The following is a 22,269-nucleotide window of genomic DNA, read 5'->3' as shown; positions in this document are numbered from 1 at the left end:
GGAATCGATTCCGGCACCTTTTTAATAAATAGTCTATCTGAATTGGATTATCGGCTTCCGCCAGCCTGACCGCTCGACAATAAGTTGAAGAACTGATCAAGTTTCGGCGTAATGATGATTTCCGTCCGACGGTTCTGCTGACGACCAGCGTTGGTTGTGTTGTCGTCTTTCGGAGCATATTCCGAACGACCACCTGCCGTCATACGCTCAGGCGATATACCAAATTTGTTTTGCAGGGTACGTACAACCGACGTAGCACGTAGTGCGCTAAGATCCCAGTTGTCTTTGATTGCTGACGTTGAAATGGGGACAACATCCGTATGGCCTTCCACAAGAACATCAAGCTCTTTGTGGTCATTTACTACTTTAGCCACTTTGCTCAGAACGTTTTCGGCAGCTGGCAGAACATCGTAACTACCCGATTTGAACAACAGTTTATCCGAAAGCGATACGTAAACAACGCCTTTCTTCACTTCAACCTGCACATCCTGATCGTTGATATCATCGAGCGAGCGTTTCAGACTCATTACCAATGCAAGGTTCAGCGAATCTTTCCGTTGAATCGAAGCGTTCAGGTTGTTGGTATATTTGGTCTGCTCATTCAAGGTTTCGAGCGACTTTTTAATACTTTCAGCTCCCGACTTACTTACAATCGACAGGTCCGACATCCGATCCAGCAGATTGGTGTTGGTCTTTTTCAGATAATCAATCTGCCCGTTTAAGTCAGACAGTTGTTTGTCTTTACTTTGCAGATCGCTGTCTTTAGCCGACAATTGAGACCGCAAATCGGCCGTACGCTGATCGCAATCGTTGAGCGATGCAACTGCCTTATCACGTGCTTCCTGAAGGGCTTTGATTTCGGCCAGGCGTTTTTTACTGTTACACGACGCCAGCATAACCACTGCCGAAAGAACAATTAATACTCGTTTCATGGTATCGAAAATGTTAACAAAAAATAATAGAGTGACGATATGAGCGAATTCGGGAACAAATCGTTTTACAAAAATAATGGATTCTTATTAACTGGTTTAATAACTTTTTCATTTAACAAAACTTTGTTTGTATTATTCCCGCATTCATTAAGCAAACTTTTTGAATTATAGTCGATATACACGTTAGAATGTTGAATTTTGACGCTATAAGCGGATACTACGTATATACCTATCTGACAAATTTTCGGTTCGGTAGTTTAGTCGTGTATAATGCTTATTATATTGTTTCACCCGTCAATTTATGAAGAAGCTACTTGTTATGAGCCTACTTGGGCTTAGTCTGACCGCGCAAGCGCAATCGGGCAAAGAAATAATGTATGTCGGTACGTATTCGCTACGTGGCAGTGAAGGAATTTACGTATTTGAATTCGACAGGAAGGCTGGTACCATGCAACCGCTCCAATCGGTATCTAATGTAAAAAGTCCTTCGTTTCTGGCCCTTCACCCTTCTGGCAACTACCTCTATTCAGTAAATGAAGGGGCTGATAAAAGCGGAGGAGTTAGCTCATACGCAGTCGACAAGGCAACGGGCAAGTTGCAATTCCTAAACAGCCAGTCTTCGTTAGGTGCTGGTCCCTGCCATATTAGCGTCGACAAAACAGGCAAAACCGCTTTTGTTTCTAACTATGGCGGAGGCAGCTTGGCTGTATTGCCAATAAAATCAGACGGTACCCTGGGCGAACCAACCGACAAAGTTCAGGACGAAGGATCCGGCCCCAATACCAAACGTCAGGAAAAAGCTCATGTCCATTCTGCTACGTTGGCTCCCGATAATCGCTTTCTTTACGTAGCGGATTTAGGAATCGATAAAGTAAATATTTACGATATTGACCTAGTGAACAGCAAAGTAAAGCCAGCAAACCCGGCGTTTGCCAGCGTATCACCCGGTTCAGGTCCACGCCACTTTACGTTTCACCCCAACGGAAAATACGCGTATCTGGTAGAAGAACTGACCTCAACCGTAGCCGCTTTTACTCTGAATGCCAAAACCGGCGAGTTGACGCTGATTCAGGATAACGTAAAGACTTTGCCTGAAAATTTTACAGAACAAAACACGAGCGCCGATATACACATCGACCCATCGGGCAAATTTTTATATCAGTCAAATCGGGGATATAACGGCTTAGCTATTTTCGCGATTGGCAACGACGGCAAACTGACCAAAGTGGGTGAGCAACTTACTGAGGGAAAAACACCCCGGAATTTTCTGATTGATCCGAAAGGCGAATATATCTTTGTTGCTCATCAGGACACGGACAACATTACCATTTTCAAGCGCGATGCCAAAACGGGCAAATTGACCTATACAGGCCAATCGGTAAAAGTACCAGCGCCGGTTTGTATAATTATGGCCGGTCGCTGATAATCAACGTAACAGTTCATTTTAATTCCTATCACCAATGAAATATTGCTTGATTCTGGGTCTGATGGCAGTTTTTGCCTTTACAGCACCACTTAAAAAGATTAACCTCTTCAACGGTAAAGATTTAACCGGCTGGAAAATTTACGGAACCGAAAAATGGTACGTCGAAAACGGTGAGCTTATCTGCGAAAGCGGCCCTGACAAAAAATACGGCTATCTGGCAACCGAAAAATTCTACAAAAACTTCGACCTAACCTTGGAGTTCAAACAGGAAGCCAACGGCAACAGCGGTGTTTTTTTTCGTTCAACGGTTGAAGGTACCAAAGTGAGCGGCTGGCAGGTAGAAGTAGCTCCACCTAATCATGACACAGGTGGTATTTACGAATCGTATGGTAGAAACTGGCTTGTACAGATTCCCGACGAGAAAGAAAATATTCTAAAGCCCGGCGAGTGGAATAAAATGCGAATCCGGGTAGAAGGTGACCATGTACAAACCTTTCTGAATGGTACGTCGATGGTTGATTTTAAAGACGAAAAAATCGGCCAGGGTGATGGGTCAATCGCTCTGCAAATCCACGACGGTGGCGGTATTAAAGTTCGCTGGCGGAATATGGTGCTTACTCCGTTATAAGCTTCTTATACGTAGTGAAAAGCAAAAGCCATAACTCAGTGAGTTACGGCTTTTGCTTTTCACTACGTAGTATTTTAGCTCTTATCAGCTAATTCGTTCAATAATCCTTCCAGATCAAGCGGTTCCGTATGCATTTCAATTGATCCATCGGGTTTCAGCGGCCACTCCTCACGAGGGCGATCCCAGTATAATTCAACCCCATTCTGATCGGGGTCGTTGAGGTACAACGCTTCCGATACGCCATGATCTGACGCGCCTGTTAACGGATAATTCGCGTCCATAAGCCGTTTTAGTGCTACAGCCAAATCCCGCCGAGTTGGGTAAACGATAGCCGTATGAAATAAACCTGCACTACGTTTGGGGGCTGGTGGCATATCTTTACTATACCAAGTATTCAGACCTATGTGATGGTGATAACCACCCGCCGAAACAAAAGCGGCATCTTTTCCATACATCGTCACAAGCGAAAAGCCCAGCAAATCCCGATAAAAAGCGAGCGCACGATCTAAATCGGCTACTTTTAAATGCACATGGCCAATACGTGTCTGATCGGGAATGGTGTAGGTATCCATATAAAATCGAGTTAGTCTGAAAATGTCAACAGAAAATAATCTCCTTCCGTTGCACTAACTGCCAACGTAACAGTCCAACCCTGCGAGCGATAAAAATTAAAGGCCTGTACATTCCGCTGTAAGCACTTCAACGTAGCAGGTCGGCCTATTTCGGCTAAACATTCCTTAAGAAGCGCCTTACCAACTCCCTGATTTGTAAACGACGTATCAATATATAGATGATGAATGAAATTGTCAGGCACCCACCAGGCGATAAAACCTATAGGCTTTTCGTTCAGAACCGCCACCCGGATTACCTCGCCTTTTGTATCTCTATCGAAATCATTGATTGTGTAGCCAGACGTATCCAGCCAGTGAAACGTTGATTTTCGAACGTCCAGATAAATCCGACAAAGCTCACCAGCATCCTCTTTCTGATACGCCCGAATCTGCCAATCGGCTGGTTTATTTGGCACGATTAAACACAAACAGATCGCTGAATACCCACTTGCCGTCTTTCTGCTGACCGCGCTGAATCGCTAGCTGGTTCGGCCCACGTTTCTCGTAAATAATTCGGATTGAATTATCGATTTTCTCGAAAAGCGCATAATCTTTTTTTGACTCGACAAAAAAGTAACGGTCCGATTTATCTTTTTCTTCCTGCCCAATCAGGCCGGGTTTAAAATGTTTTACGAGTACAACTGGACCTTGTTCGGTTTGCTCAAAAATCAGCATTTCGTACATCGTCACTTTATTGTCTTTCATCATGCGCATGAATCCTGTCAGGTTATCACCTTCGGGAGCAATCCAGGCAGCGTCGATGGGGCCTCCATTGAACGTACCACGCCAGCGGCCTTCCATAAAACTAACATCGGCCAACGTAGCGTTTTTAGCCGTTGTCTGCGCATAGGTTGTGAACGTAGCAAAAAAGCAAAGAGCGTAAAAAAGGGTTATTCGAATAGCTTGCATAAACATTTAGATTGGTTAAGGGCTAGCAAGATACAATTTATCTATAGTCTAATACTTCATATAACACTATAGAAAATAGTCTTTACTGACTCTTCAGCTTAGCTAGGTAATAGTTGCATAAACTCCTCCAATCTAATGACCCTAATTTTAGGATATTCTTGTTCTTTAAGCACATTGAAATGAGCGTCATTACTTACGAGATAATCTGCTCCTGAAGCTATGGTAACATCAGCAAATTTATTGTCGTCAGGGTCTTTTTCTATTAACTGCCAATTGTAATATGCTTCTTGAAATAGCGTATTAGGAGCAATCGTCAGGATAGTTAGCACTAAATCAGCAGTTCTCACAGAGTACTTCTCTGTTAGCTTTTCAGCATATTCCGTCAAAATTTCATTGCTCACAATCCACTCAAATAGCTCGGCTTCGAAAGCGCGGTAAAGCGCATAGTATTTGCTCTGTGGAGGAATCGAAGCAAGCAAACAATTTGTATCGATAACAACGCGAAGCATCAGGAGGGACTATTCAGCATCTTGTCAAAATCGTCCTGTGTGTAGCCTTTTTCTGCTACAACCTGCTCTACTTCTTCTTTGATCAGAGTGGAATAATGTTTTACTAAGACTCGTCGTAATTCCAAAATCTGACCTTCGGGAATTTCTCGATCGAATAGTCTCAACAGGCTAATTTGCATGGAATTAAGCTTTCCTTTTGACATTTGGGGCGTGTTTTCCATAGAGTTTAGTAGTCAATGTATGTTTTCAACAGAAAAATATCTTTTTACGTTTCTCCTCTGTTCTAAAGCATTTTTCGCGTTAAAAAGAGAATAACAAACTTCCTGATTTCTCTTGTGTTAATATAGTTGATTGTTAACCAACATATTCCCACCCAACATGGATTTTGTCGATTATTATAGCGTGCTGGGCATACCGAAAACGGCCTCAGACGACGATATTAAGAAAGCATACCGGAAACTGGCCCGTAAGCATCACCCCGATCTGAATCCGAATGATGCAGAAGCCAACAAAAAGTTTCAGCAGATTAACGAAGCCAACGAAGTACTGAGCGACCCTGAAAAGCGCAAAAAGTACGACCAGTATGGTGAACACTGGCAACATGCGGAGCAATTCGAGCAAGCCCGTCAACAACAGCAACAATCCCGACAGCAATACACGCAGGAAGGTCCCGATAGTTACGATTTTTCGGACGGTTTCGGAGGAGCCGATTTCTCAGATTTTCTGTCGAATTTATTCGGGCAGGAAGGAGGTCCGCGTGGTCGGCAACAAACGAAATTTCGAGGTCAGGACTATCAGGCCGAACTCCATCTGAATCTGCGTGATGCGTATACGACGCACAAACAAACGATGACCGTTAACGGAAAAAACATTCGGATTACGGTTCCGGCAGGTATTGAAAACGGGCAGAAAATTAAACTGGCGGGTTATGGCGCGCCGGGTATGAATGATGGACCAAACGGTGATTTGTACATTACGTTCGTCATTGCCGACGATAGCCGCTACAAACGTAAAGGCAACGATTTGTACGTAGATGAAGAAATAGACCTGTATACTGCATTACTTGGTGGCGAAAAAATTATTGAAACGCTGGATGGTAAAGTAAAACTGAACGTAGCGCCTGAAACCCAGAATGGTGCTAAAGTCAGACTGAAAGGCAAAGGATTTCCGATCTATAAACAGGAAGGACAATTCGGTGATCTCTACGTACAGTGGCAAATAAAACTACCAACCAATCTGACCGACCAGCAGAAAGAGATATTTCGGCAGTTATCAACCCTTTAACCCATCGGACTTATGCAAACAACTCATTTGATTTCAATATATGAGTTTTGTCGATACCATCAGATTGAAATCACATTCGTCGAAAACTTAGCGAGTAGCGGGCTTATTCAAACGACAATAATCGAAGAGATTCGCTACGTCGAACCGGAACAGCTTACACGGTTGGAAAAGTTTGTCCGGCTTCATCAGGATTTATCGATTCATATCGATGATCTGGACGTAGTAAGTGATTTACTGGATCGGGTTGAAGATCTCCAACAACAAATTACGCGCTTACAAAATCGACTAGTTTTCTATGAACCGCTTTAAAACCTATCACTTGCTACAATCTGTGCGTATTACTGCGCTTTCGTTTGCCACGCTATTTCTTCTATATGGCTGTGGGCAACGTAGCACGCAAAGTGAATCAACCACCGATACATCGGCCAGTACATCCACTACTACGTTACAGCCTGATACGCTCTGTTTCCGGCAGGTAGTTGGCCGTGATTCTACTACGTTACGTCTGTTTATAAATGGTTCGAACGTAACGGGCGAACTGAACGTATTGCCGTATGAAAAAGATCGTGCTCGCGGCACCATTCAGGGGAAGCTGGAAAATAATCAGATCGTGGCCGATTGGCAACGTTCGGGCGAGGGGGTTACGCAGGCATACGAAGTTGTTTTTGCCTTAAAAGGCGACGCCATTACGTGGCGCGAAGGCGAACGTATCGAAAAACAGGGCAAGTGGGTGTTGAAAAATCCAGAACAGAGCTACGAATACGTATTGATGAAAACTGACTGCCCATAGCTTATATTGTGGACTCATCGCTTCATCAAATGACCCATTCACTACGTACTATGCTTTCATTTACAGCCTTAGCTCTTTTCTTTACGTTCTACAGCATAGCCCAAACGCCAAAACGTCCTCGCGACTATGGTATTCGTTTTGGTGTAATGAAAACAGGCCAACTCAACGCAATTACCGACGTACCAGGTGTTCGGGTTGGACAAGTTACGCTGAATCAGGGTGAAAGCATCAGAACGGGCGTTACGGCGATTATTCCGCACAACGGAAATCAATTTCAACAGAAAAGTCCGGCGGCTATCTACATCGGCAATGGATTCGGAAAGCTGGCTGGCTATAGTCAGGTCGACGAATTGGGTACGCTCGAAACCCCAATCGTGCTGACAAATACGTTAAACGTACCAGCGGCTGCCGATGCGCTCATCGATTACACATTGACTCAGCCCGGCAATGAGCAGGTTCGCTCCGTAAATGCTGTGGTGGGTGAAACTAACGATGGGTTTCTCAACGACATCCGAGGACGGCACGTAACAAAACAGCATGTACTGGATGCGCTTCGGCAGGCTAAAACTGGAGCCGTTGAAGAAGGAAACGTTGGCGCTGGAACAGGAACAATTTGTTTTGGCTTTAAAGGTGGCATCGGTACGTCGTCACGAAAATTACCTGCTTCACTTGGCGGCTACACCGTTGGCGTATTAGTGCAGACCAATTTTGGCGGTACGTTACAGATTGCGGGTGTTCCGGTTGGCGTTGAACTAGGGCGTTATGAATTCAAAGACAATCTTGATGGTTCGTGCATGATGGTTGTCCTAACCGATGCTCCTTTAGACGCCCGAAACCTTAAACGACTGGCCAAACGCGCTTTTATGGGACTTGCCCGAACAGGTGGAATAGCGTCAAACGGTAGCGGTGATTACGTTATTGCCGCATCGACAGACTACCAGATTCCGCATACAACCCAAAGTCAATTCGATGAGGTAAAGCTGCTACGTAACGACAACGTATCGCCCCTGTTTATGGCCGCGATTGAAGCTACCGAAGAAGCCATCATCAATTCACTTTTCGCGGCCAAAACCCTCGTAGGGAATCAGGGACATCGGATTGAGCAACTGCCTGTTGATAAAGTTGTTGATATCATGAAAAAGGCAGGGCAGGCCCGATAGCGTTTTTCAGGCAAGCTGCTTTTGAAATCTGCTCATTGCCATACGTAGCAAACCGTATATAATCAGGCCAACTACCCCGAAAAATAGAGCCCATTTCAGGTTTGTGAACACCGAGCAAAGCACCGCTACCTGCTCAGAAGATTCGGGATAGCTTTTGAGCAGGTAGACGATACAGGCATTTTCCAGAAAGTCGACGATCAACACAAATACCGGCAGTACGTTAATGCGTGAGAATGGCGCATACGATCGATTTCTGAACAACAAGGACAGAATAATACAGAATAAAGTGGTGTAAACAATCGGGTAAATCACGTCGGCGGTCATTTCTCCCAGAGCATAAATTGCCCGCCCTTCGGAGCCATAGGCAGCAACCATTTCGTTCACTCGACCAGGATCATAGCCCATCAGCAGATCAATTGGACCGATAGATTTTCCGGCTGCGGCATTCATCCGAATTTCCAGATTTTTCAGAATGTAAGCTGGAAATACTACGTAGAGCGCAATAGCTAACAGGAGCGTTTTCCAGGACGCAATCCTGTTGAAAAATATAGATAGTGTAGCAAGCATGGCTAAGGAAGAGGGTTTTCTTTTATAAAGAATTGGTCCTCAACCTTATACGTATCATCTTGTCCCTACTTATCAAACGGTTAAAATCGACTTAATGTCTGCTCTCGGCCACTCGCCACAGTATCGTTGCTAATCCTACAAAAGCCAGAGCGCCAAGTGTCATATAGCCTCCTTCACCCAGCGTGTGTGCCAAAGCAGGCTCAAGGGTCATTGACGTCAGTGTATTGTAAATTGACCCATTTACCGACAATAATGCCACGGCAACACCAGCCAATGCGCCACCCGCTACCAATCCGGTAGCGAATAGATTTCCTTTCCCTAAATCGGCGTCCTCTTCAACGGTTCCTTTGCGTTTCGCATTCCAGTCGACAATTGCTTTGACTAGACCGCCTGTGAAAATAGGCAACGTAGTAGAAAGAGGCAGGTAAAGACCAACAGCAAAAGCCAGCGCACTCACACCAACCAACTCGAACACAAACGCGATAAACGCCCCAACCAGCACAAATTGCCAATCAAGATTGAAGGAGAGTAGTCCTTTAATTAACGTAGCCATCAATGTGCCCTGCGGAGCCGGAAACTTATCGGAGCCAATGGCGTGTGTAATTCCCTGCGCTACCAAATCAGGTGTAGGTGTGTCCAGCACTTTTACGGTAGCCCCTACCACCAGCGACGAAACGATAACCCCAATAAACAAGGCAAGCTGTTGGTATTTGGGCGTAGCACCGACCAAATAGCCGGTTTTTAAATCCTGCGACGTACCACCTGCGTTGGCAGCCGCTACGCAAATCATACTTCCTACTACAAGTACGGCTGGCTCGTACAATTTTCCGGTAAGACCAACGCCGATGAAAACCAGCGATGTTCCCATAATGGTTGCAATGGTCATACCCGATACGGGCGATGAACTCGATCCGATCAACCCGACAATCCGGCTGGAAACCGTAACGAAGAAAAACCCGAACACGATAACCAGTAAAGCAATCAGCAGTTTCGTTAGTATAGAATCACCGGGAATTTGTGGTAATATAACCATCAATGCCGCCAGTGCTATGCTCCCAATGACCACAATTCGAACGCTCAAATCCTGCTCGGTACGGGCAATTCGGCTACTACCGCTCAAGGCGTCTTCTTTTTCGATAGCACTGAGCGACGAACGGGTAAAGCTTTGTTTGAATGACGAAACAATTGTTGGAATCGTCTTAATCAAGGTCATAAAACCACCTGCTGTAACAGCACCCGCGCCAATTTGCCGGATATAAGCGCGATATACAGCTGCAGCCGTATCGTTGAACGTGTGTGTAGTTGGGTTCCAGCCGCCGGGACCACCGGACGTTTGCAAATTGGCCAGATAACCAAGTTTCTGAAGCTGTAGCGCAATCGTATCGCCCGGAACAACCGATGCCAGTAGTGGAATCAGTCCCAGCCATGCCAGAATACCTCCGCCAACTAAAACGGCTGAAATACGGAAACCGATGATGTACCCAACACCCAGATATTCCGGTGTAATTTCTCCCGCGACTTGTGCTGACGGGAAATAACGGTTAGCTTGCTTGGTTGCCCAGACAGGTACTTCGGCAATTACATGTAGCACTTTTTGCAGAAAAGCATAGAGAAGCGCTACGCCCAGGCCCTGATACGCTGTTTTAGCAAAGTCGCCACCCTTTTCACCCGCAATAAGAACGGATGCACAGGCCGTTCCTTCAGGGTAAGGTAACGTACCATGTTCCTGTACAATTAGCGAACGACGTAGCGGAATCATCATCAACGTACCAATCAGACCGCCCAGAATAGCCAGCGTCAGAATAGTCCAGTAATTAAAGAAATCGGCTCCGCTACCGTTGGTCAGAAAGAGAAAACCGGGCATCGTAAAAACAACGCCCGACGCAATGCTTTCACCGGCTGAACCCGTGGTTTGAATAATATTGTTTTCGAGAATAGTTGTGTTCAAAAACTTTCGTCCCAGCGAAATAGCCAATACAGCAATAGGAATAGAAGCCGATACAGAAAGACCTGCTTTCAACGAAAGATAGACGGTTGCGGCACCGAATAATACGCCAAAAACAGCACCGGTAATAACCGCTTTTAGGGTAAATTCAGCAGGCGATTCCGTTGCTGGAACAAAAGGTTTATGGTCTAGAGAAGACTTAGACATAGATGCTTAGTTTGTGACACTTTATTCAGATGTATCACAAAGTAAGACTTTCCAAAAACATACCGCACTACGTTATCCGATTTTACTGGATCGCTCGAGTTGTATATCGGTCTACTACGTCGCTTGGGTGAATCTCCAGTACGTGCGCTAATACCAGCAAAACAAGCGTGCGCGACGCAATTCGGCGGGAGATTCCAGCCAATGAAGCAAACAAATCGACCGTAATGCTACTGTGTTCACCCAGATGGTGCATCAGCATCCGTTCTTTATCTCCATACGTAAACCGAATATCCCGCTCGGCCTGCTGGCCCTTCATAATCTCACGTACTTCACGACTAGCCTGAACCGATTTGTCGGCCACGCGCACATAGGCTTTTTTATCGTCGGGATTGTCAGGGTCGGGAATAATGTAGTGCGGGCGAGTAACGCTACGGGGAACCCGAATCACGAGAACCTCGCGTTCGTCTAATAGCTGTACTCGCTCAATTGTGTAGGAAATGCGCGGAAAACAATATTTGTTAATAGCCCGGACGAGGAGGTATTCGTCTTCATCGGCATATTTCAATCCCATTATTTTTTTGTCGTCGCCGACGCCGATGAGCATGATGCCGCCGTTTGTATTTGCGAAGGCTACCACGCCCCGAATTATTTTTTCGGGATGATTTGTTTTCAGCTTGAACTCTAGATTGCTCCCCTCTCCCCGTTTAACCAGGTTCTTGAGCGCTTGATAGTCCATAACCGATGGGTTCATCTGGTTGAGCACCGTATTGGTATAAAGATACGTATTTTCCGAAAACCTGCAAGTACTTTGCTACGTATCATTAGTTTAGGCAGAAAACTCATTCAACAGAGCCAACTTTTCTGCCATATTAACCGTTAAAAAAGGTAACTTGTCTGAAGTTTCAGTGGTTTCAGACGTATTAACCGTATATAAGTAAAACGTAAATATGCTTCTAAACGTTGCGTTGGTTTTAGGAACTTTCCTATTTATGGAAGGTGTAGCCTGGTTTACACATAAATACGTCATGCACGGTTTTTTATGGAGCTGGCACCATGACCATCATAATCATCACAAAGGTTTTTTTGAGATAAACGACTTGTTTGCCGTTGTGTTTGCCGGAACCGCTATCGGTCTTATTGCCGCAGGCGTCTATATTCCCGGTCTGGATTTTTTAACTTGGATTGGTGCAGGCGTAACGTTATACGGCTTCTTCTACTTTATATTCCACGATATTATCGTTCATCGTCGCGTAAAGCTAAAAGTCGATACGAGTGGCCGGTACATGCAACGTATCATGCGAGCGCATTATATACACCATAAGGTGCATACCAAAGAAGGCGCCGAAGCATTTGGCTTTTTATATGCTCCAAAAAAATACGATAAACCCGTTAAGAGCAAAAAGTAACGCGGACTTGTGTCCACATGTATATAAATTACATTGCGGACATTCTGTCCGCGTTACAAAAAAGGCGTAATCAAGATAGAGATTACGCCTTTTTTGTTGAAAAGTCGTTTCAACGACTCAATATTCGTCTTCGTTAAAGAAGAAGTCATCTTTTGTCGGATAATCCGGCCAGATTTCTTCAATGCTTTCATAAGGTTGTCCATCATCTTCGAGTTCCTGTAGGTTTTCTACAACTTCGAGAGGGGCACCTGAGCGAATAGAATAATCAATCAATTCATCTTTGGTAGCAGGCCATGGTGCATCTTCCAGATAAGATGCCAATTCGAGAGTCCAGTACATAGTGTGTCGTAGTTTGTGTCTATTTTTTCAATGAGGGTGCAAAAGTAAAAAAAGCATTAATATCCAAGCTATTTTTCGCAAAAATGTTCTTTTCTGCAATTATACTGTGATTTAGGCCTTTAACGCTAAATAAAAAAAAATGTTTCAAGTTCCAAATTCAATGTTTCTAGTTCAGTGATTATCAGAACCACTATCCTGAATATAAAATCGTAAATACAGAGCCTCAAAGAATATGTTAATCGAAGTTTGTGCTTATTCACTGCATTCTTGCCTAACGGCACAACAAGCCGGAGCCGGACGTATTGAATTATGTGGCGGCATATCCGAAGGCGGTATCACACCCAGTGCCGGTCTTATTCAATTGGTACGCCAGCTTGTAAGTATTCCGTTCTACGTAATGATCCGTCCACGTGGTGGTGATTTTTTGTATACCGATACAGAACTGGCAGTGATGCGCGCTGATATCGAAATGGCCAAATCGCTGGGTGCCGACGGAGTTGTTTTAGGATTATTGTTACCCGATGGAACCGTAGATGAAGTCCAGACGAAATCGTTGATTGAGTTAGCCCATCCGCTTCCTGTTACGTTTCACCGGGCATTTGATATGACCCGCGACCCGGCAGAAGCGTTGGAAGCCGTTATCCGAACCGGCGCCGTTCGAATTTTAACCTCTGGCCAGCAACAGAATGTCGACTTGGGCTTAGAGACGCTACGTCAGTTAGCGCATCAGGCACAAAACCGGATTGAAATTATGGCTGGAGCTGGTGTCAATGCAGGAAATGCCCCTGCCTTGATCAGTGCTGGCGTACATGCTCTTCACACAAGCGGTAGCAGCAAAGAAGATAGTGGCATGACGTATCGTCAACCTACGGTATCGATGGCTTCGGCTCTTCCCGGCGAATATGAATATATTGAAGCGAACGAAGCAAAAATCCGGGCTATTGTTTCGCTAGCGACTTAATAAGATTTAGAGCACAATTGCCCGATTGCCGGCAATAAAAACACGGTCGTTGAAAACCAGTTTTAACGCCTGTGAAAGCACAATCTTCTCGACATCCCGCCCCTCGGTTGCCATATCGGCGGCCGTTTGGCGGTGATTTACTTCTTTTACGTTCTGGGCAATAATGGGGCCCTCGTCCAGATCATTGTTAACAAAGTGAGCCGTGGCACCGATGATTTTCACACCTCGCTCGTAGGCTTGCCGATATGGATTAGCGCCAACAAACGCGGGCAAAAACGAGTGGTGAATATTGATAATCCGATTGGGAAAGTGATTGACAAACTCGGGCGTCAGCACGCGCATGTACTTAGCTAATACCAAATATTCTGGCTCATAAATAGCAAGTGTACGTAGTATGGCCTGTTCATGTTCTTCGCGGGTTTTATCTTCGTGCGATACGTAGTGAAACGGAATACCAAACTTACCAACCAGCGGCTGCAATAAATTGTAGTTACTGACAACGGCCAGAATGGTAGCGTCTAATTCATCAAAAGCGTATCGAATAAGCAACTCGCCGAGGCAATGGTGCTCTTTGGTTACCATGACGACAATATTTTTCTTTCGCTTCGGATTTAACCGAAATGTAATAGCCGACTGATCTGCTCCGTCAGGTAATGTAGTACGTAACTCATAAAGCAAAGCGTCGCTATCAAACGTATGGGTTCCAACAGATTCAAATTCTGTTCGCATGAAAAACTGTCCCGATGGACTCACGTATTCATCGTTGTGAATAATATTCAGGCTGTGCCGAAACAGAACACCCGTTACGTGGTAAATCAACCCCTTACTATCGGGGCCATCCATCAATAAAACATGTTTATCGGAAACCGTCATCGCTGGTTTTGAAGAAATTGGCCAAAATTAGCGAATAGCAGCCATTTATTCCTTTACTTTGGCCTATAACCCCCTTCAACCTATGATAAATAGACGTCGTTTTTTAACCTTCGGCTCGTTGGCCGGTTTATTACCATCGCTCTCATTTGGCTCTACTGTATTAAAGTCTTCATCAGCGATTAATAGTACCTCTGGGATGAGTAGTGCAGATGCTCCAGCCACTTCTCCTATGGTGATTTCGACCTGGAAACAGCCTAAAGCGAATGCTGCGGCACAAGCCGCACTCGATAAAGGCGGTTCGGCACTTGATGCTGTTGAAGCCGGAGTACGTATTCCAGAAGCTGATCCTGCTGATACAAGTGTTGGCTACGGCGGCAGACCAGACCGCGACGGTCGTGTTACGCTCGATGCCTGTATTATGGATGAAAAAGGGAACGCAGGAGCTGTTACATTTCTGGAACACATCATGCACCCAATTTCAGTGGCTCGTGTAGTTATGGAAAAAACGCCACACGTAATGCTTAGCGGTGAAGGGGCACTAAATTTTGCGCTTTCGCAGGGTTTTAAGAAAGAGAATCTGCTAACCAAAGACTCTGAAAAAGCCTGGAAAGAGTGGTTGAAAACCGCCAGATACAAGCCAGTTATCAATATTGAGCGACATGATACGATTGGTATGCTGGCCATTGATGGTGCGGGTAATATTTCCGGCGCCTGTACTACGAGCGGATTAGCGTTTAAAATGCACGGTCGAGTTGGCGATTCACCTATTATTGGTGCCGGTTTATTTGTCGATAACGAAATTGGTGGGGCCTGCGCAACGGGGCTTGGCGAACTGGTCATGCGAACTTGTGGGTCGTTTCTGGTAGTCGAATTAATGCGGCAGGGACGAACACCACAAGAGGCTTGCGAAGAAGCAGCACTACGTATTGTGAAAAAGCAGGATTACAAGGACATACAGGTTGGGTTTCTGGCTGTAAACAAAAAGGGGGAATATGGAGCTTATAGTATACAGCCTGGGTTCAATTATACCTTAACGCAGGATAAAAAGACGCAGGTAACGGACGCAAAATCATATTTAAAATAAACAAGTTTTTCTTTTATTGTTTATAGTGTTTAATTGCCCCGTAAAGAAAACACAACCAGATAAGTATCATCAATAGCCCAAACGCATTTAACTACATTGGAATCGGTATTCTCAACATCGAAGCGGAAACTCCTACTCGAAATCGCCTGGGAGGTATGTAATCAGGTAGGCGGAATTTATACGGTTATCCGGTCGAAGGTGCCAGCCATGGTCGAGAAGTGGGACGATAACTACGTAGCACTTGGCCCTTATTTCCCTCAACGTTCAGCCGCAGAATTTGAACCTATCACAGAATCTGACGAAACCGAAATCGGTCAAACAGTCCGTAAAATGCGGCAGATGGGTTTTGGCGTCGAATATGGCTATTGGCTTGTTACAGGACGGCCTCGCGTTGTTTTGTTCGATATTAACAGTATCAATACAGAACAGCTCAACGAAATCAAAACGCAGCTCTGGGTAAATCATCAGCTTTCTACACTGAACGTTGAAGATTTAGTTAACCAGACAATTGTTTTCGGCGAGATGGTACGTATTTTCATTACCATTCTGGCCGAAGGACATTCGAAACGCGTTGATTTTGTTGCCCATTTCCATGAATGGATGGCTAGTACGGGTCTCCCCGACTTACGACGCGAAAACGTTAAAGTAGCTACTGTATTTACTACCCACGCCACCATGCTTGGGCGTTATCTGGCCCAAAATGAAGCCGGGTTTTATGGTAAACTGCCGTTTTTCGACTGGAAACGTGAAGCCCAGCATTACGGCATCGAAACGCAGGCAACCATCGAGCGGCTGGCAGCACTTCAGGCACACGTATTCACAACAGTTAGCGACGTAACAGCACGTGAGTGCGAAGTATTTTTGGGTCGTAATCCGGATTTAATTCTTCCCAATGGTCTTAACGTAACACGTTTTGCAGCTGTCCACGAGTTTCAGAACCTGCACGTTCGGTATAAACAGAAGATTCACGAGTTTGTAATGGGCCATTTTTTCCAGACTTACTCGTTCGATTTGGAAAAAACGCTGTACTTCTTTACGTCAGGACGTTTCGAGTTTACCAACAAAGGATATGATCTGACACTTGAAGCACTCGCCCGACTCAACTATCGAATGCGGCAGGCCAATATGGATACTACGGTTGTCATGTTCATGGTGACCAAACAGCCATATACCTCTATCAATCCCGACGTATTGCACTCACGAGCTTTGCTTGACGAAATTCAGGAAACCTGTGAGAATATTGAAAAGCAGGTAGGCGAACGGCTCTTCCACGCAGCAGCTTCCAATACGCAGACAACTTCCTTACCTGATCTAAATAGTTTCGTGGATGAATATTGGCGATTACGTTTGCGACGCACGGTGCAAAGCTGGAAAACAAAAGAATTGCCTCCCTTCGTAACCCACAACCTAATTCAGGAAGATGATATGACCCGTTTTATTCGTCAGGCAAATCTGGTGAATAATGAACAGGATCGGGTTAAGATTGTCTACCATCCAGATTTCATTGCATCGACCAACCCGCTGTTTGGTCTCGATTATAGTCAGTTCGTTCGTGGTTGCCATTTGGGCGTATTTCCCAGTTATTACGAACCTTGGGGATATACTCCGCTTGAGTGCGTTGTACGCGGCATTCCGACTGTTACGAGTGATCAGTCGGGTTTTGGCGATTTCATCATGCAGATCATGCGTGATTATGAAAACCGGGGTATTTACGTTATCAATCGCCGGACGCAGTCGTTCAATGAAGCCGCTGATCAGTTGGCTGATGTGCTTTATCGCTTCGTAAGGATGGCCCAGCGCGACCGAATCAAGCAACGAAATCTGGTCGAAAGCATAGCCGACGTATTCGACTGGAGCAGCCTCCGTTCGTATTACGACACCGCCCACGATTTAGCGCTTAAGCGGAAAAAACCTTAATTGGATGTATGAACTATGATGTATAATGTATGCTTTCTGAGCCTATTTCATACATCATAGTTCATACATCCAATTAATAAGCCTTCAAACTTAAATCCAGACTCTTCACCTGATGGGTCAGTGCTCCTGACGAAATAAAATCGACGCCTGTTTCGGCATAAGCCCGTAAATTAGTTTCATCGATTCCACCTGAGGCTTCGGTTACAAACCGCCCGTTTATCAGACGTACCATGTCGCGGATACCATCGGGAGAGAAATTGTCTAAAAGTACTACGTCGACCTGCCCCACACGTAGCACTTCTTCTACTTCTGCACGATTACGGGTTTCGACTTCAATACGTAGTCGGCGGCCAGTCTCCTTCAGATACGTAACAGCCTGCGTAATAGCCGCTTCGATGCTACCAGCATAATCGACGTGATTATCCTTGATCAGAATCATATCGTACAAACCGAATCGGTGATTTACAGCTCCGCCAATTCTCGTAGCCATTTTCTCACAAAGACGGAAGTTTGGCGTTGTCTTGCGGGTATCCAGTAGCTTTGCTCGTGTGCCTTCCAGCAGGTTTACCAATTCGCGGGTGTGTGTAGCAATGCCGCTCATCCGCTGCATACAGTTTAGTACCAACCGTTCGGCCGTCAGTATATTACGTGCATTTCCGCTTACGGTCAACACAATATCACCGGGTTTGATACTAGCCCCATCCAGTATCAGTACGTCGACAACAAAATTAGGGTCAACTTCGGCAAAAATTGCTTTAGCCACTTCCACACCCGCCAGAATTCCCGATTCTTTTACCAGCAAACGAGCCCGTTTTTGCGCATCGGCCGGAATTGTTGATAAAGATGTATGATCGCCATCGCCGACATCTTCGGCTAGTGCTAGCTGAATAAATTCATGTAGATTCATGAGTGCAAGGTACGTTATTTCCAATAAACCCGCCCGTTATCATCTGGTTTTGAAAATCTTGCGTTCTATAGTACTTGGATTCTATTAAAAATGGTACGAAATTTGACATCCGCTAAGGAAATATATGAAGCAACCACGCATCATACAACGTCTTTCGAGCCTTTTGCTAGCTACACTCCTGCTTTTTACGGCAGTATGGAGTCATGGTGCTATGAAAGAGAATGTATTGACAGCGAAAAAAGCAGTTGCTCAACAGACGCAATCGGGCAAGTCGACCAATCATGACGACAACAATGCCCAACTGAGTGCGGCCCAATTTGAAGCGGTCGTAACCCCTGCCATTCAATTAGGCGATTCAGGACAAACGGCTTTTCTGCTACCAGCACCTGCGCTGGTTATTTTACTGCTGTTGAGTGTTCCGCTGCTTCGGCATTTTACCCTTCCGCATTTTTATTTTTCCTTTTTCCGACACGTCTTCGGCCATCATATTGCTACAAATGCGCCCTAGTGGCGAAACCGGATTTCGGTCCGGTACGAGTTTATCATTACTTATTTCAACTACTTATTTTTTCTCTTAACGAGCCACTGGCTTGTTATCAATCATGCAAAACAGAACCGGAATTCTCATTCTGACAGGGGTTCTTACAGCTATCTGTCTGTACTTCCTGTCTTTTACCTTCGTTTCGCGGAACATCAAAGCTGATGCCGAAGCGTATGCAACGAACAAACAAGGTCAGGTCGACCGTAACAAAAAGCAACATTATCTCGATTCGCTCTGGAAAGAGCCCGTATTTTTAGGCAGCACACTTCAGGAAGTTACTGAGCGCGAGTTAGGTCTTGGCCTTGATCTTCAAGGGGGTATGCACGTAGTACTCGAAGTTTCACCGGCTGATATTCTGCGTAGCTTATCAGGCAACAACCGTGATCCCAAATTCAGTCAGGCACTGAAACAGGCTCTTGAAGATCAGAAGACCAGCAATACGAACTTCGTTGATCTGTTTGCGAACAATTTCAAGAAAATAGCTCCAGATACACGTCTGGCCAGCGTTTTTGCAACCAGTGCAAACCGTAGCAAAATCAACTTCCAGTCGTCAGACACCGAGGTGCGTAAACTGCTGACTGATGAAGTAAACGGTGCTATCACACGGGCTTACCAAATCATTCAGGCACGGGTCGACAAATTTGGGGTTGCTAACCCAAACATTCAGCGTCTGCCCGGTTCAGGACGTATTCAGATCGAATTGCCGGGTGTTGATAACCCTGACCGTATCCGTCGTCTGCTCACAGGCGCAGCTAAACTTGAATTCACCGAAGTTTATCGTCTGAACGAACTGGCTCCAGCCATCGAAGGCATTGGCGCTTATCTGCTACGTGAAGAAACTGCTCGCAAAGCGGCTCTGAAAACAACGGTACCAGCGGCTGGTTCGGCGGCTAAAGGAACTTCAAGTCTTGAATCACAACTGGCGCAGGGTGGAAAAACCGATTCAACCGGCAAAGCGAAAAACGATACGGCAGCCGCTGCCGCTCAGGGAACAGCTCTTACTCAACTATTTCTACCTGTTGGCCAAGATCAATTAGGGGTTTATCTGAAAGATACGGCTCGTGCTAATGCCGTGTTGAATTCGCCCGAAGTACGTGGCCTATTCCCATCTGATGCCGTATTTGCGTGGGATCGTAAAACATTCAAAGCAACCGATGGCAAGGAGATTCTTCCATTGTATTTCCTGAAAAAATTAGGTGGTCGCGCTCCGCTTGAAGGTGATGTAATTACCGATGCTACCAACGATTACGATGATCGGGGTCGTCCGGAAGTAACGATGAACATGAACGCTGAAGGTGCCCGTAAATGGCGTAACCTGACAGCCGCAAACGTTGGTCGTCCAGTAGCTATTCTACTCGACAATCTGGTTTACACAGCGCCTAACGTACAGAACGAGATTCCAAACGGCCGTTCAAGCATTTCGGGGAACTTCACAGTAGAAGAAACCAAAGATATGTCGAACGTACTAAAAGCCGGTAAGTTGCCAGCTCCAACCAACATCGTAGAAGAAAGTATTGTAGGTGCTACGTTAGGTTCAGAAGCCGTTAGCGCGGGTGTACTGTCTTCGTTGGTAGGTATTCTGTTGGTACTTGGCTTTGTGGTGTTCTATTACAACCGCGCTGGTCTTATTGCCGATATTGCTCTGATCGTTAACCTGTTCTTCCTATTAGGCGTAATGGCCTCGCTTGGTGCGGTACTGACCATGCCCGGCATTGCCGGTATCGTACTGTCGATTGGTATGGCCGTTGATGCGAACGTACTGATTTTCGAACGTATTAAAGAAGAACTTGCCGAAGGAAAAACCTTCAAGGTTGCGGTTGCCGATGGATTTAAAAACGCCATGTCGTCGATCATCGACTCGAACGTAGCGACATTCCTGACGGGTATTGTACTCTTCATCTTTGGTACGGGTCTGATTCTTGGTTTTGCAACAACCCTTATCATTGGTATTCTGACGTCGTTGTTTGCTGCCATCTTCATTACACGGCTTCTGCTGGAATACTACATCCGTAATGGTAAGACGCTGACTTTCACGTCTACCTGGGCCAAGAATCTGTTTGCTGATTCTAACTTCGATTTCGTATCGCGTCGGAAACTATATTATACTGTATCATCAATAATCATTGCAGCTGGTGTTATTTCGGTGCTTTTCAAAGGCTTTAGCCTCGGTGTCGACTTTAAAGGCGGACGCTCGTATGTTATTCGTTTTGAGAAATCAGTAAGCACCGACGACGTTCGAAATGCGCTGGAAGGTGTTCTGGGTGCGTCGCCTGAAGTAAAAACTTATGGTGGTACGGGTATTGGTGCCAATCAGGTGAAAGTTACTACGCCTTATCTGGTAGACGACAATTCACAGGGAGCCGACAAAAAAGCTGAAGCTACTATTTATCAAGGTTTAAGCTCGCTGCAAGGCAATCCTGCCAAAATTGAAAGTTCGCAGAAAGTTGGCCCAACCATCGCTTACGATATTCTGACCTCGGCTTTGTGGTCGATTCTGTTGGCGGTAGCGGTTGTATTTGCTTACATTCTGATACGTTTCAAACGGTTAGCGTTTGGTTACGGTGCCGTGGTGGCCATGTTCCACGACGTACTGATCATTCTGGCTATCTTCTCTATTTTCAACGGTTTCCTACCTTTCTCGCTCGATGTCGATCAGGCGTTTGTAGGTGCGCTGCTCACGATTATGGGTTATTCTATGAACGATACAGTCGTTGTATTTGACCGCGTACGGGAATACTTAGCCGAAAACCGGGGTAAAAAGGAAAGCATTCCGACAATTATCAACAACGCCCTGAACAGCACGTTAAGCCGTACCGCTGTAACTGGTTTCTCAACCATTCTGGTACTATTGGTACTGTTCTTCTTTGGCGGAGAAACTATCCGTGGTTTCTCATTTGCTATGTTGATTGGAGTTATTGTTGGTACGTATTCGTCGCTTTTCGTAGCAACTCCAATTGTGGTTGACACACTGAGCCGCGATCAGGACAAAGAAGATGCAGCACCTGCCAAAGCAGAGAAGAAAACGGGCTACGATGCTATTCCAGCCGACTTCACAACAGCCGCAACTGCAACGCCTGAAGAATTTACGGCAAAGAAAGAAAAGAAAGACAAAAAGCCGTTGATCCGCCCTTCACAGTCTTAGTTAAATAAAGAGTGAAAGTGCGAAAGAGTGAAAGGGTGAAAAAATTACCGGACGGTATTCACTCTTTCACTCTTTCGCACTTTCACTCTTTATTTTTCGTATCTTTCCAAACGTTTTAACCTAACAATATT

The 22,269-nt window shown here is 45.4% G+C and carries 24 protein-coding genes; 12 read left to right on the top strand and 12 right to left on the bottom strand.

All coding sequences use genetic code 11. The annotated features are described in order from the left end of the window. Positions 1 to 47: 47 nt before the first annotated feature. A complete protein-coding gene (locus tag ACYVD4_RS04130; RefSeq protein ID WP_460942668.1) occupies positions 48 to 932 on the bottom strand; it encodes an OmpA/MotB family protein in 885 nt (294 codons plus the stop codon). Between the two features lie 301 nt (positions 933 to 1,233). Here ACYVD4_RS04130 and ACYVD4_RS04125 point away from each other — a divergent pair, with 301 nt between their 5' ends. Both ACYVD4_RS04125 and ACYVD4_RS04120 read left to right on the top strand, forming a co-directional pair. Beyond that, on the top strand, positions 1,234 to 2,355 hold the full coding sequence (locus tag ACYVD4_RS04125) for a lactonase family protein (protein WP_460942666.1): 1,122 nt from the start codon (positions 1,234 to 1,236) through the stop codon (positions 2,353 to 2,355). A 37-nt stretch (positions 2,356 to 2,392) separates the two neighbouring features. Beyond that, the gene (locus ACYVD4_RS04120) at positions 2,393 to 2,986 is read left to right on the top strand and encodes a 3-keto-disaccharide hydrolase (RefSeq protein WP_460942664.1); all 594 of its coding nucleotides are present in this window, start codon (positions 2,393 to 2,395) and stop codon (positions 2,984 to 2,986) included. A gap of 74 nt (positions 2,987 to 3,060) precedes the next feature. Here ACYVD4_RS04120 and ACYVD4_RS04115 read toward each other — a convergent pair whose 3' ends face one another. The 5 genes from ACYVD4_RS04115 to ACYVD4_RS04095 form a co-directional block, all read right to left on the bottom strand. Beyond that, positions 3,061 to 3,558, bottom strand: a complete 498-nt coding sequence (locus ACYVD4_RS04115) for a VOC family protein (RefSeq protein WP_460942662.1) — start codon at positions 3,556 to 3,558, stop codon at positions 3,061 to 3,063. A gap of 11 nt (positions 3,559 to 3,569) precedes the next feature. Further along, positions 3,570 to 4,013, bottom strand: a complete 444-nt coding sequence (locus tag ACYVD4_RS04110; protein WP_460942660.1) for a GNAT family N-acetyltransferase — start codon at positions 4,011 to 4,013, stop codon at positions 3,570 to 3,572. Beyond that, positions 4,003 to 4,506: a DUF6265 family protein gene (locus ACYVD4_RS04105; RefSeq protein ID WP_460942658.1), complete on the bottom strand. Its 504-nt coding sequence runs from the start codon at positions 4,504 to 4,506 to the stop codon at positions 4,003 to 4,005. Before ACYVD4_RS04105 ends, ACYVD4_RS04110 begins: the two co-directional genes overlap by 11 nt. A gap of 98 nt (positions 4,507 to 4,604) precedes the next feature. Then, positions 4,605 to 5,015, bottom strand: coding sequence for a putative toxin-antitoxin system toxin component, PIN family (locus ACYVD4_RS04100; RefSeq protein WP_460942656.1), 411 nt, complete (start codon positions 5,013 to 5,015; stop codon positions 4,605 to 4,607). Continuing rightward, positions 5,015 to 5,236 (bottom strand): hypothetical protein, encoded by a 222-nt coding sequence (locus tag ACYVD4_RS04095; protein WP_460942654.1) that lies wholly within the window; start codon positions 5,234 to 5,236, stop codon positions 5,015 to 5,017. The genes ACYVD4_RS04100 and ACYVD4_RS04095 overlap by 1 nt, the downstream gene beginning before the upstream one ends. A 157-nt stretch (positions 5,237 to 5,393) precedes the next feature. On the opposite strand from ACYVD4_RS04095, the gene ACYVD4_RS04090 reads away from it, so the two are divergent. From ACYVD4_RS04090 to ACYVD4_RS04075, 4 genes are read left to right on the top strand one after another with little or no spacing between them, the layout of a single operon-like run. Beyond that, entirely contained in the window at positions 5,394 to 6,299 is a 906-nt protein-coding gene (locus ACYVD4_RS04090; RefSeq protein ID WP_460942652.1) for a DnaJ C-terminal domain-containing protein, read from the top strand. Between the two features lie 12 nt (positions 6,300 to 6,311). Next, positions 6,312 to 6,608, top strand: a complete 297-nt coding sequence (locus ACYVD4_RS04085) for a chaperone modulator CbpM (protein ID WP_460942650.1) — start codon at positions 6,312 to 6,314, stop codon at positions 6,606 to 6,608. Further along, the gene (locus ACYVD4_RS04080; protein WP_460942648.1) at positions 6,595 to 7,089 is read left to right on the top strand and encodes a hypothetical protein; all 495 of its coding nucleotides are present in this window, start codon (positions 6,595 to 6,597) and stop codon (positions 7,087 to 7,089) included. Before ACYVD4_RS04085 ends, ACYVD4_RS04080 begins: the two co-directional genes overlap by 14 nt. A 50-nt stretch (positions 7,090 to 7,139) precedes the next feature. Continuing rightward, complete coding sequence (locus ACYVD4_RS04075) at positions 7,140 to 8,249, top strand: DmpA family aminopeptidase (protein ID WP_460942994.1); 1,110 nt, start codon at positions 7,140 to 7,142, stop codon at positions 8,247 to 8,249. Between the two features lie 6 nt (positions 8,250 to 8,255). On the opposite strand, the gene ACYVD4_RS04070 is transcribed toward ACYVD4_RS04075, so the two are convergent. From ACYVD4_RS04070 to ACYVD4_RS04060, 3 genes are all read right to left on the bottom strand, one after another. Then, positions 8,256 to 8,816, bottom strand: a complete 561-nt coding sequence (locus ACYVD4_RS04070) for a hypothetical protein (RefSeq protein ID WP_460942646.1) — start codon at positions 8,814 to 8,816, stop codon at positions 8,256 to 8,258. Between the two features lie 91 nt (positions 8,817 to 8,907). Next, positions 8,908 to 10,968 carry an OPT family oligopeptide transporter gene (locus tag ACYVD4_RS04065; RefSeq protein WP_460942644.1) on the bottom strand — a complete coding sequence of 687 codons (2,061 nt, stop codon included), beginning with the start codon at positions 10,966 to 10,968 and terminating at the stop codon, positions 8,908 to 8,910. An 82-nt stretch (positions 10,969 to 11,050) separates the two neighbouring features. Then, entirely contained in the window at positions 11,051 to 11,719 is a 669-nt protein-coding gene (locus tag ACYVD4_RS04060; RefSeq protein ID WP_460942642.1) for an AlbA family DNA-binding domain-containing protein, read from the bottom strand. A gap of 196 nt (positions 11,720 to 11,915) precedes the next feature. Between ACYVD4_RS04060 and ACYVD4_RS04055 the strand changes: the two genes are divergently transcribed. Further along, the gene (locus ACYVD4_RS04055; RefSeq protein WP_460942640.1) at positions 11,916 to 12,374 is read left to right on the top strand and encodes a sterol desaturase family protein; all 459 of its coding nucleotides are present in this window, start codon (positions 11,916 to 11,918) and stop codon (positions 12,372 to 12,374) included. Positions 12,375 to 12,491: 117 nt separating this feature from the next. Here the strand turns inward: ACYVD4_RS04055 and ACYVD4_RS04050 are convergent, their stop codons facing one another. Then, positions 12,492 to 12,713, bottom strand: coding sequence for a DUF2795 domain-containing protein (locus ACYVD4_RS04050; protein WP_009284883.1), 222 nt, complete (start codon positions 12,711 to 12,713; stop codon positions 12,492 to 12,494). A gap of 232 nt (positions 12,714 to 12,945) precedes the next feature. Here ACYVD4_RS04050 and ACYVD4_RS04045 point away from each other — a divergent pair, with 232 nt between their 5' ends. After that, positions 12,946 to 13,674 carry a copper homeostasis protein CutC gene (locus tag ACYVD4_RS04045; RefSeq protein WP_460942638.1) on the top strand — a complete coding sequence of 243 codons (729 nt, stop codon included), beginning with the start codon at positions 12,946 to 12,948 and terminating at the stop codon, positions 13,672 to 13,674. A 6-nt stretch (positions 13,675 to 13,680) separates the two neighbouring features. Here ACYVD4_RS04045 and purU read toward each other — a convergent pair whose 3' ends face one another. Further along, complete coding sequence (gene purU, locus ACYVD4_RS04040) at positions 13,681 to 14,547, bottom strand: formyltetrahydrofolate deformylase (RefSeq protein ID WP_460942636.1); 867 nt, start codon at positions 14,545 to 14,547, stop codon at positions 13,681 to 13,683. Positions 14,548 to 14,629: 82 nt separating this feature from the next. On the opposite strand from purU, the gene ACYVD4_RS04035 reads away from it, so the two are divergent. Together ACYVD4_RS04035 and ACYVD4_RS04030 are read left to right on the top strand one after the other, a co-directional pair. Next, positions 14,630 to 15,631 (top strand): isoaspartyl peptidase/L-asparaginase family protein, encoded by a 1,002-nt coding sequence (locus tag ACYVD4_RS04035; RefSeq protein ID WP_460942634.1) that lies wholly within the window; start codon positions 14,630 to 14,632, stop codon positions 15,629 to 15,631. 96 nt (positions 15,632 to 15,727) lie between these two features. Further along, positions 15,728 to 17,548, top strand: a complete 1,821-nt coding sequence (locus ACYVD4_RS04030) for a glycosyltransferase (protein WP_460942632.1) — start codon at positions 15,728 to 15,730, stop codon at positions 17,546 to 17,548. A gap of 73 nt (positions 17,549 to 17,621) precedes the next feature. Here the strand turns inward: ACYVD4_RS04030 and nadC are convergent, their stop codons facing one another. After that, positions 17,622 to 18,455: a carboxylating nicotinate-nucleotide diphosphorylase gene (gene nadC / locus ACYVD4_RS04025; RefSeq protein ID WP_460942630.1), complete on the bottom strand. Its 834-nt coding sequence runs from the start codon at positions 18,453 to 18,455 to the stop codon at positions 17,622 to 17,624. A 124-nt stretch (positions 18,456 to 18,579) separates the two neighbouring features. Between nadC and ACYVD4_RS04020 the strand changes: the two genes are divergently transcribed. Both ACYVD4_RS04020 and secDF read left to right on the top strand, forming a co-directional pair. Further along, the gene (locus ACYVD4_RS04020; protein ID WP_460942628.1) at positions 18,580 to 18,963 is read left to right on the top strand and encodes a hypothetical protein; all 384 of its coding nucleotides are present in this window, start codon (positions 18,580 to 18,582) and stop codon (positions 18,961 to 18,963) included. A gap of 94 nt (positions 18,964 to 19,057) precedes the next feature. Then, on the top strand, positions 19,058 to 22,138 hold the full coding sequence (gene secDF, locus ACYVD4_RS04015; RefSeq protein ID WP_460942626.1) for a protein translocase subunit SecDF: 3,081 nt from the start codon (positions 19,058 to 19,060) through the stop codon (positions 22,136 to 22,138). Positions 22,139 to 22,269: the final 131 nt, after the last annotated feature.

The sequence above is a fragment of the Spirosoma daeguense genome (assembly GCF_054776875.1).
The sequence above is the reverse complement of the archived record's forward strand: the minus strand, read 5'-3'. Positions and strand labels throughout refer to the sequence as shown.

Excerpts from the sequence above, each read along its gene's own strand:
- ACYVD4_RS04130 (WP_460942668.1), bottom strand. The coding sequence starts at position 932 with ATGAAACGAGTATTAATTGTTCTTTCGGCAGTGGTTATGCTGGCGTCG.
- ACYVD4_RS04125 (WP_460942666.1), top strand. The coding sequence starts at position 1,234 with ATGAAGAAGCTACTTGTTATGAGCCTACTTGGGCTTAGTCTGACCGCG.
- ACYVD4_RS04120 (WP_460942664.1), top strand. The coding sequence starts at position 2,393 with ATGAAATATTGCTTGATTCTGGGTCTGATGGCAGTTTTTGCCTTTACA.
- ACYVD4_RS04115 (WP_460942662.1), bottom strand. The coding sequence starts at position 3,558 with ATGGATACCTACACCATTCCCGATCAGACACGTATTGGCCATGTGCAT.
- ACYVD4_RS04105 (WP_460942658.1), bottom strand. The coding sequence starts at position 4,506 with ATGCAAGCTATTCGAATAACCCTTTTTTACGCTCTTTGCTTTTTTGCT.
- ACYVD4_RS04100 (WP_460942656.1), bottom strand. The coding sequence starts at position 5,015 with ATGCTTCGCGTTGTTATCGATACAAATTGTTTGCTTGCTTCGATTCCT.
- ACYVD4_RS04095 (WP_460942654.1), bottom strand. The coding sequence starts at position 5,236 with ATGGAAAACACGCCCCAAATGTCAAAAGGAAAGCTTAATTCCATGCAA.
- ACYVD4_RS04090 (WP_460942652.1), top strand. The coding sequence starts at position 5,394 with ATGGATTTTGTCGATTATTATAGCGTGCTGGGCATACCGAAAACGGCC.
- ACYVD4_RS04085 (WP_460942650.1), top strand. The coding sequence starts at position 6,312 with ATGCAAACAACTCATTTGATTTCAATATATGAGTTTTGTCGATACCAT.
- ACYVD4_RS04080 (WP_460942648.1), top strand. The coding sequence starts at position 6,595 with ATGAACCGCTTTAAAACCTATCACTTGCTACAATCTGTGCGTATTACT.
- ACYVD4_RS04075 (WP_460942994.1), top strand. The coding sequence starts at position 7,140 with ATGCTTTCATTTACAGCCTTAGCTCTTTTCTTTACGTTCTACAGCATA.
- ACYVD4_RS04070 (WP_460942646.1), bottom strand. The coding sequence starts at position 8,816 with ATGCTTGCTACACTATCTATATTTTTCAACAGGATTGCGTCCTGGAAA.
- ACYVD4_RS04065 (WP_460942644.1), bottom strand. The coding sequence starts at position 10,968 with ATGTCTAAGTCTTCTCTAGACCATAAACCTTTTGTTCCAGCAACGGAA.
- ACYVD4_RS04060 (WP_460942642.1), bottom strand. The coding sequence starts at position 11,719 with ATGAACCCATCGGTTATGGACTATCAAGCGCTCAAGAACCTGGTTAAA.
- ACYVD4_RS04055 (WP_460942640.1), top strand. The coding sequence starts at position 11,916 with ATGCTTCTAAACGTTGCGTTGGTTTTAGGAACTTTCCTATTTATGGAA.
- ACYVD4_RS04050 (WP_009284883.1), bottom strand. The coding sequence starts at position 12,713 with ATGTACTGGACTCTCGAATTGGCATCTTATCTGGAAGATGCACCATGG.
- ACYVD4_RS04045 (WP_460942638.1), top strand. The coding sequence starts at position 12,946 with ATGTTAATCGAAGTTTGTGCTTATTCACTGCATTCTTGCCTAACGGCA.
- purU (WP_460942636.1), bottom strand. The coding sequence starts at position 14,547 with ATGACGGTTTCCGATAAACATGTTTTATTGATGGATGGCCCCGATAGT.
- ACYVD4_RS04035 (WP_460942634.1), top strand. The coding sequence starts at position 14,630 with ATGATAAATAGACGTCGTTTTTTAACCTTCGGCTCGTTGGCCGGTTTA.
- nadC (WP_460942630.1), bottom strand. The coding sequence starts at position 18,455 with ATGAATCTACATGAATTTATTCAGCTAGCACTAGCCGAAGATGTCGGC.
- ACYVD4_RS04020 (WP_460942628.1), top strand. The coding sequence starts at position 18,580 with ATGAAGCAACCACGCATCATACAACGTCTTTCGAGCCTTTTGCTAGCT.
- secDF (WP_460942626.1), top strand. The coding sequence starts at position 19,058 with ATGCAAAACAGAACCGGAATTCTCATTCTGACAGGGGTTCTTACAGCT.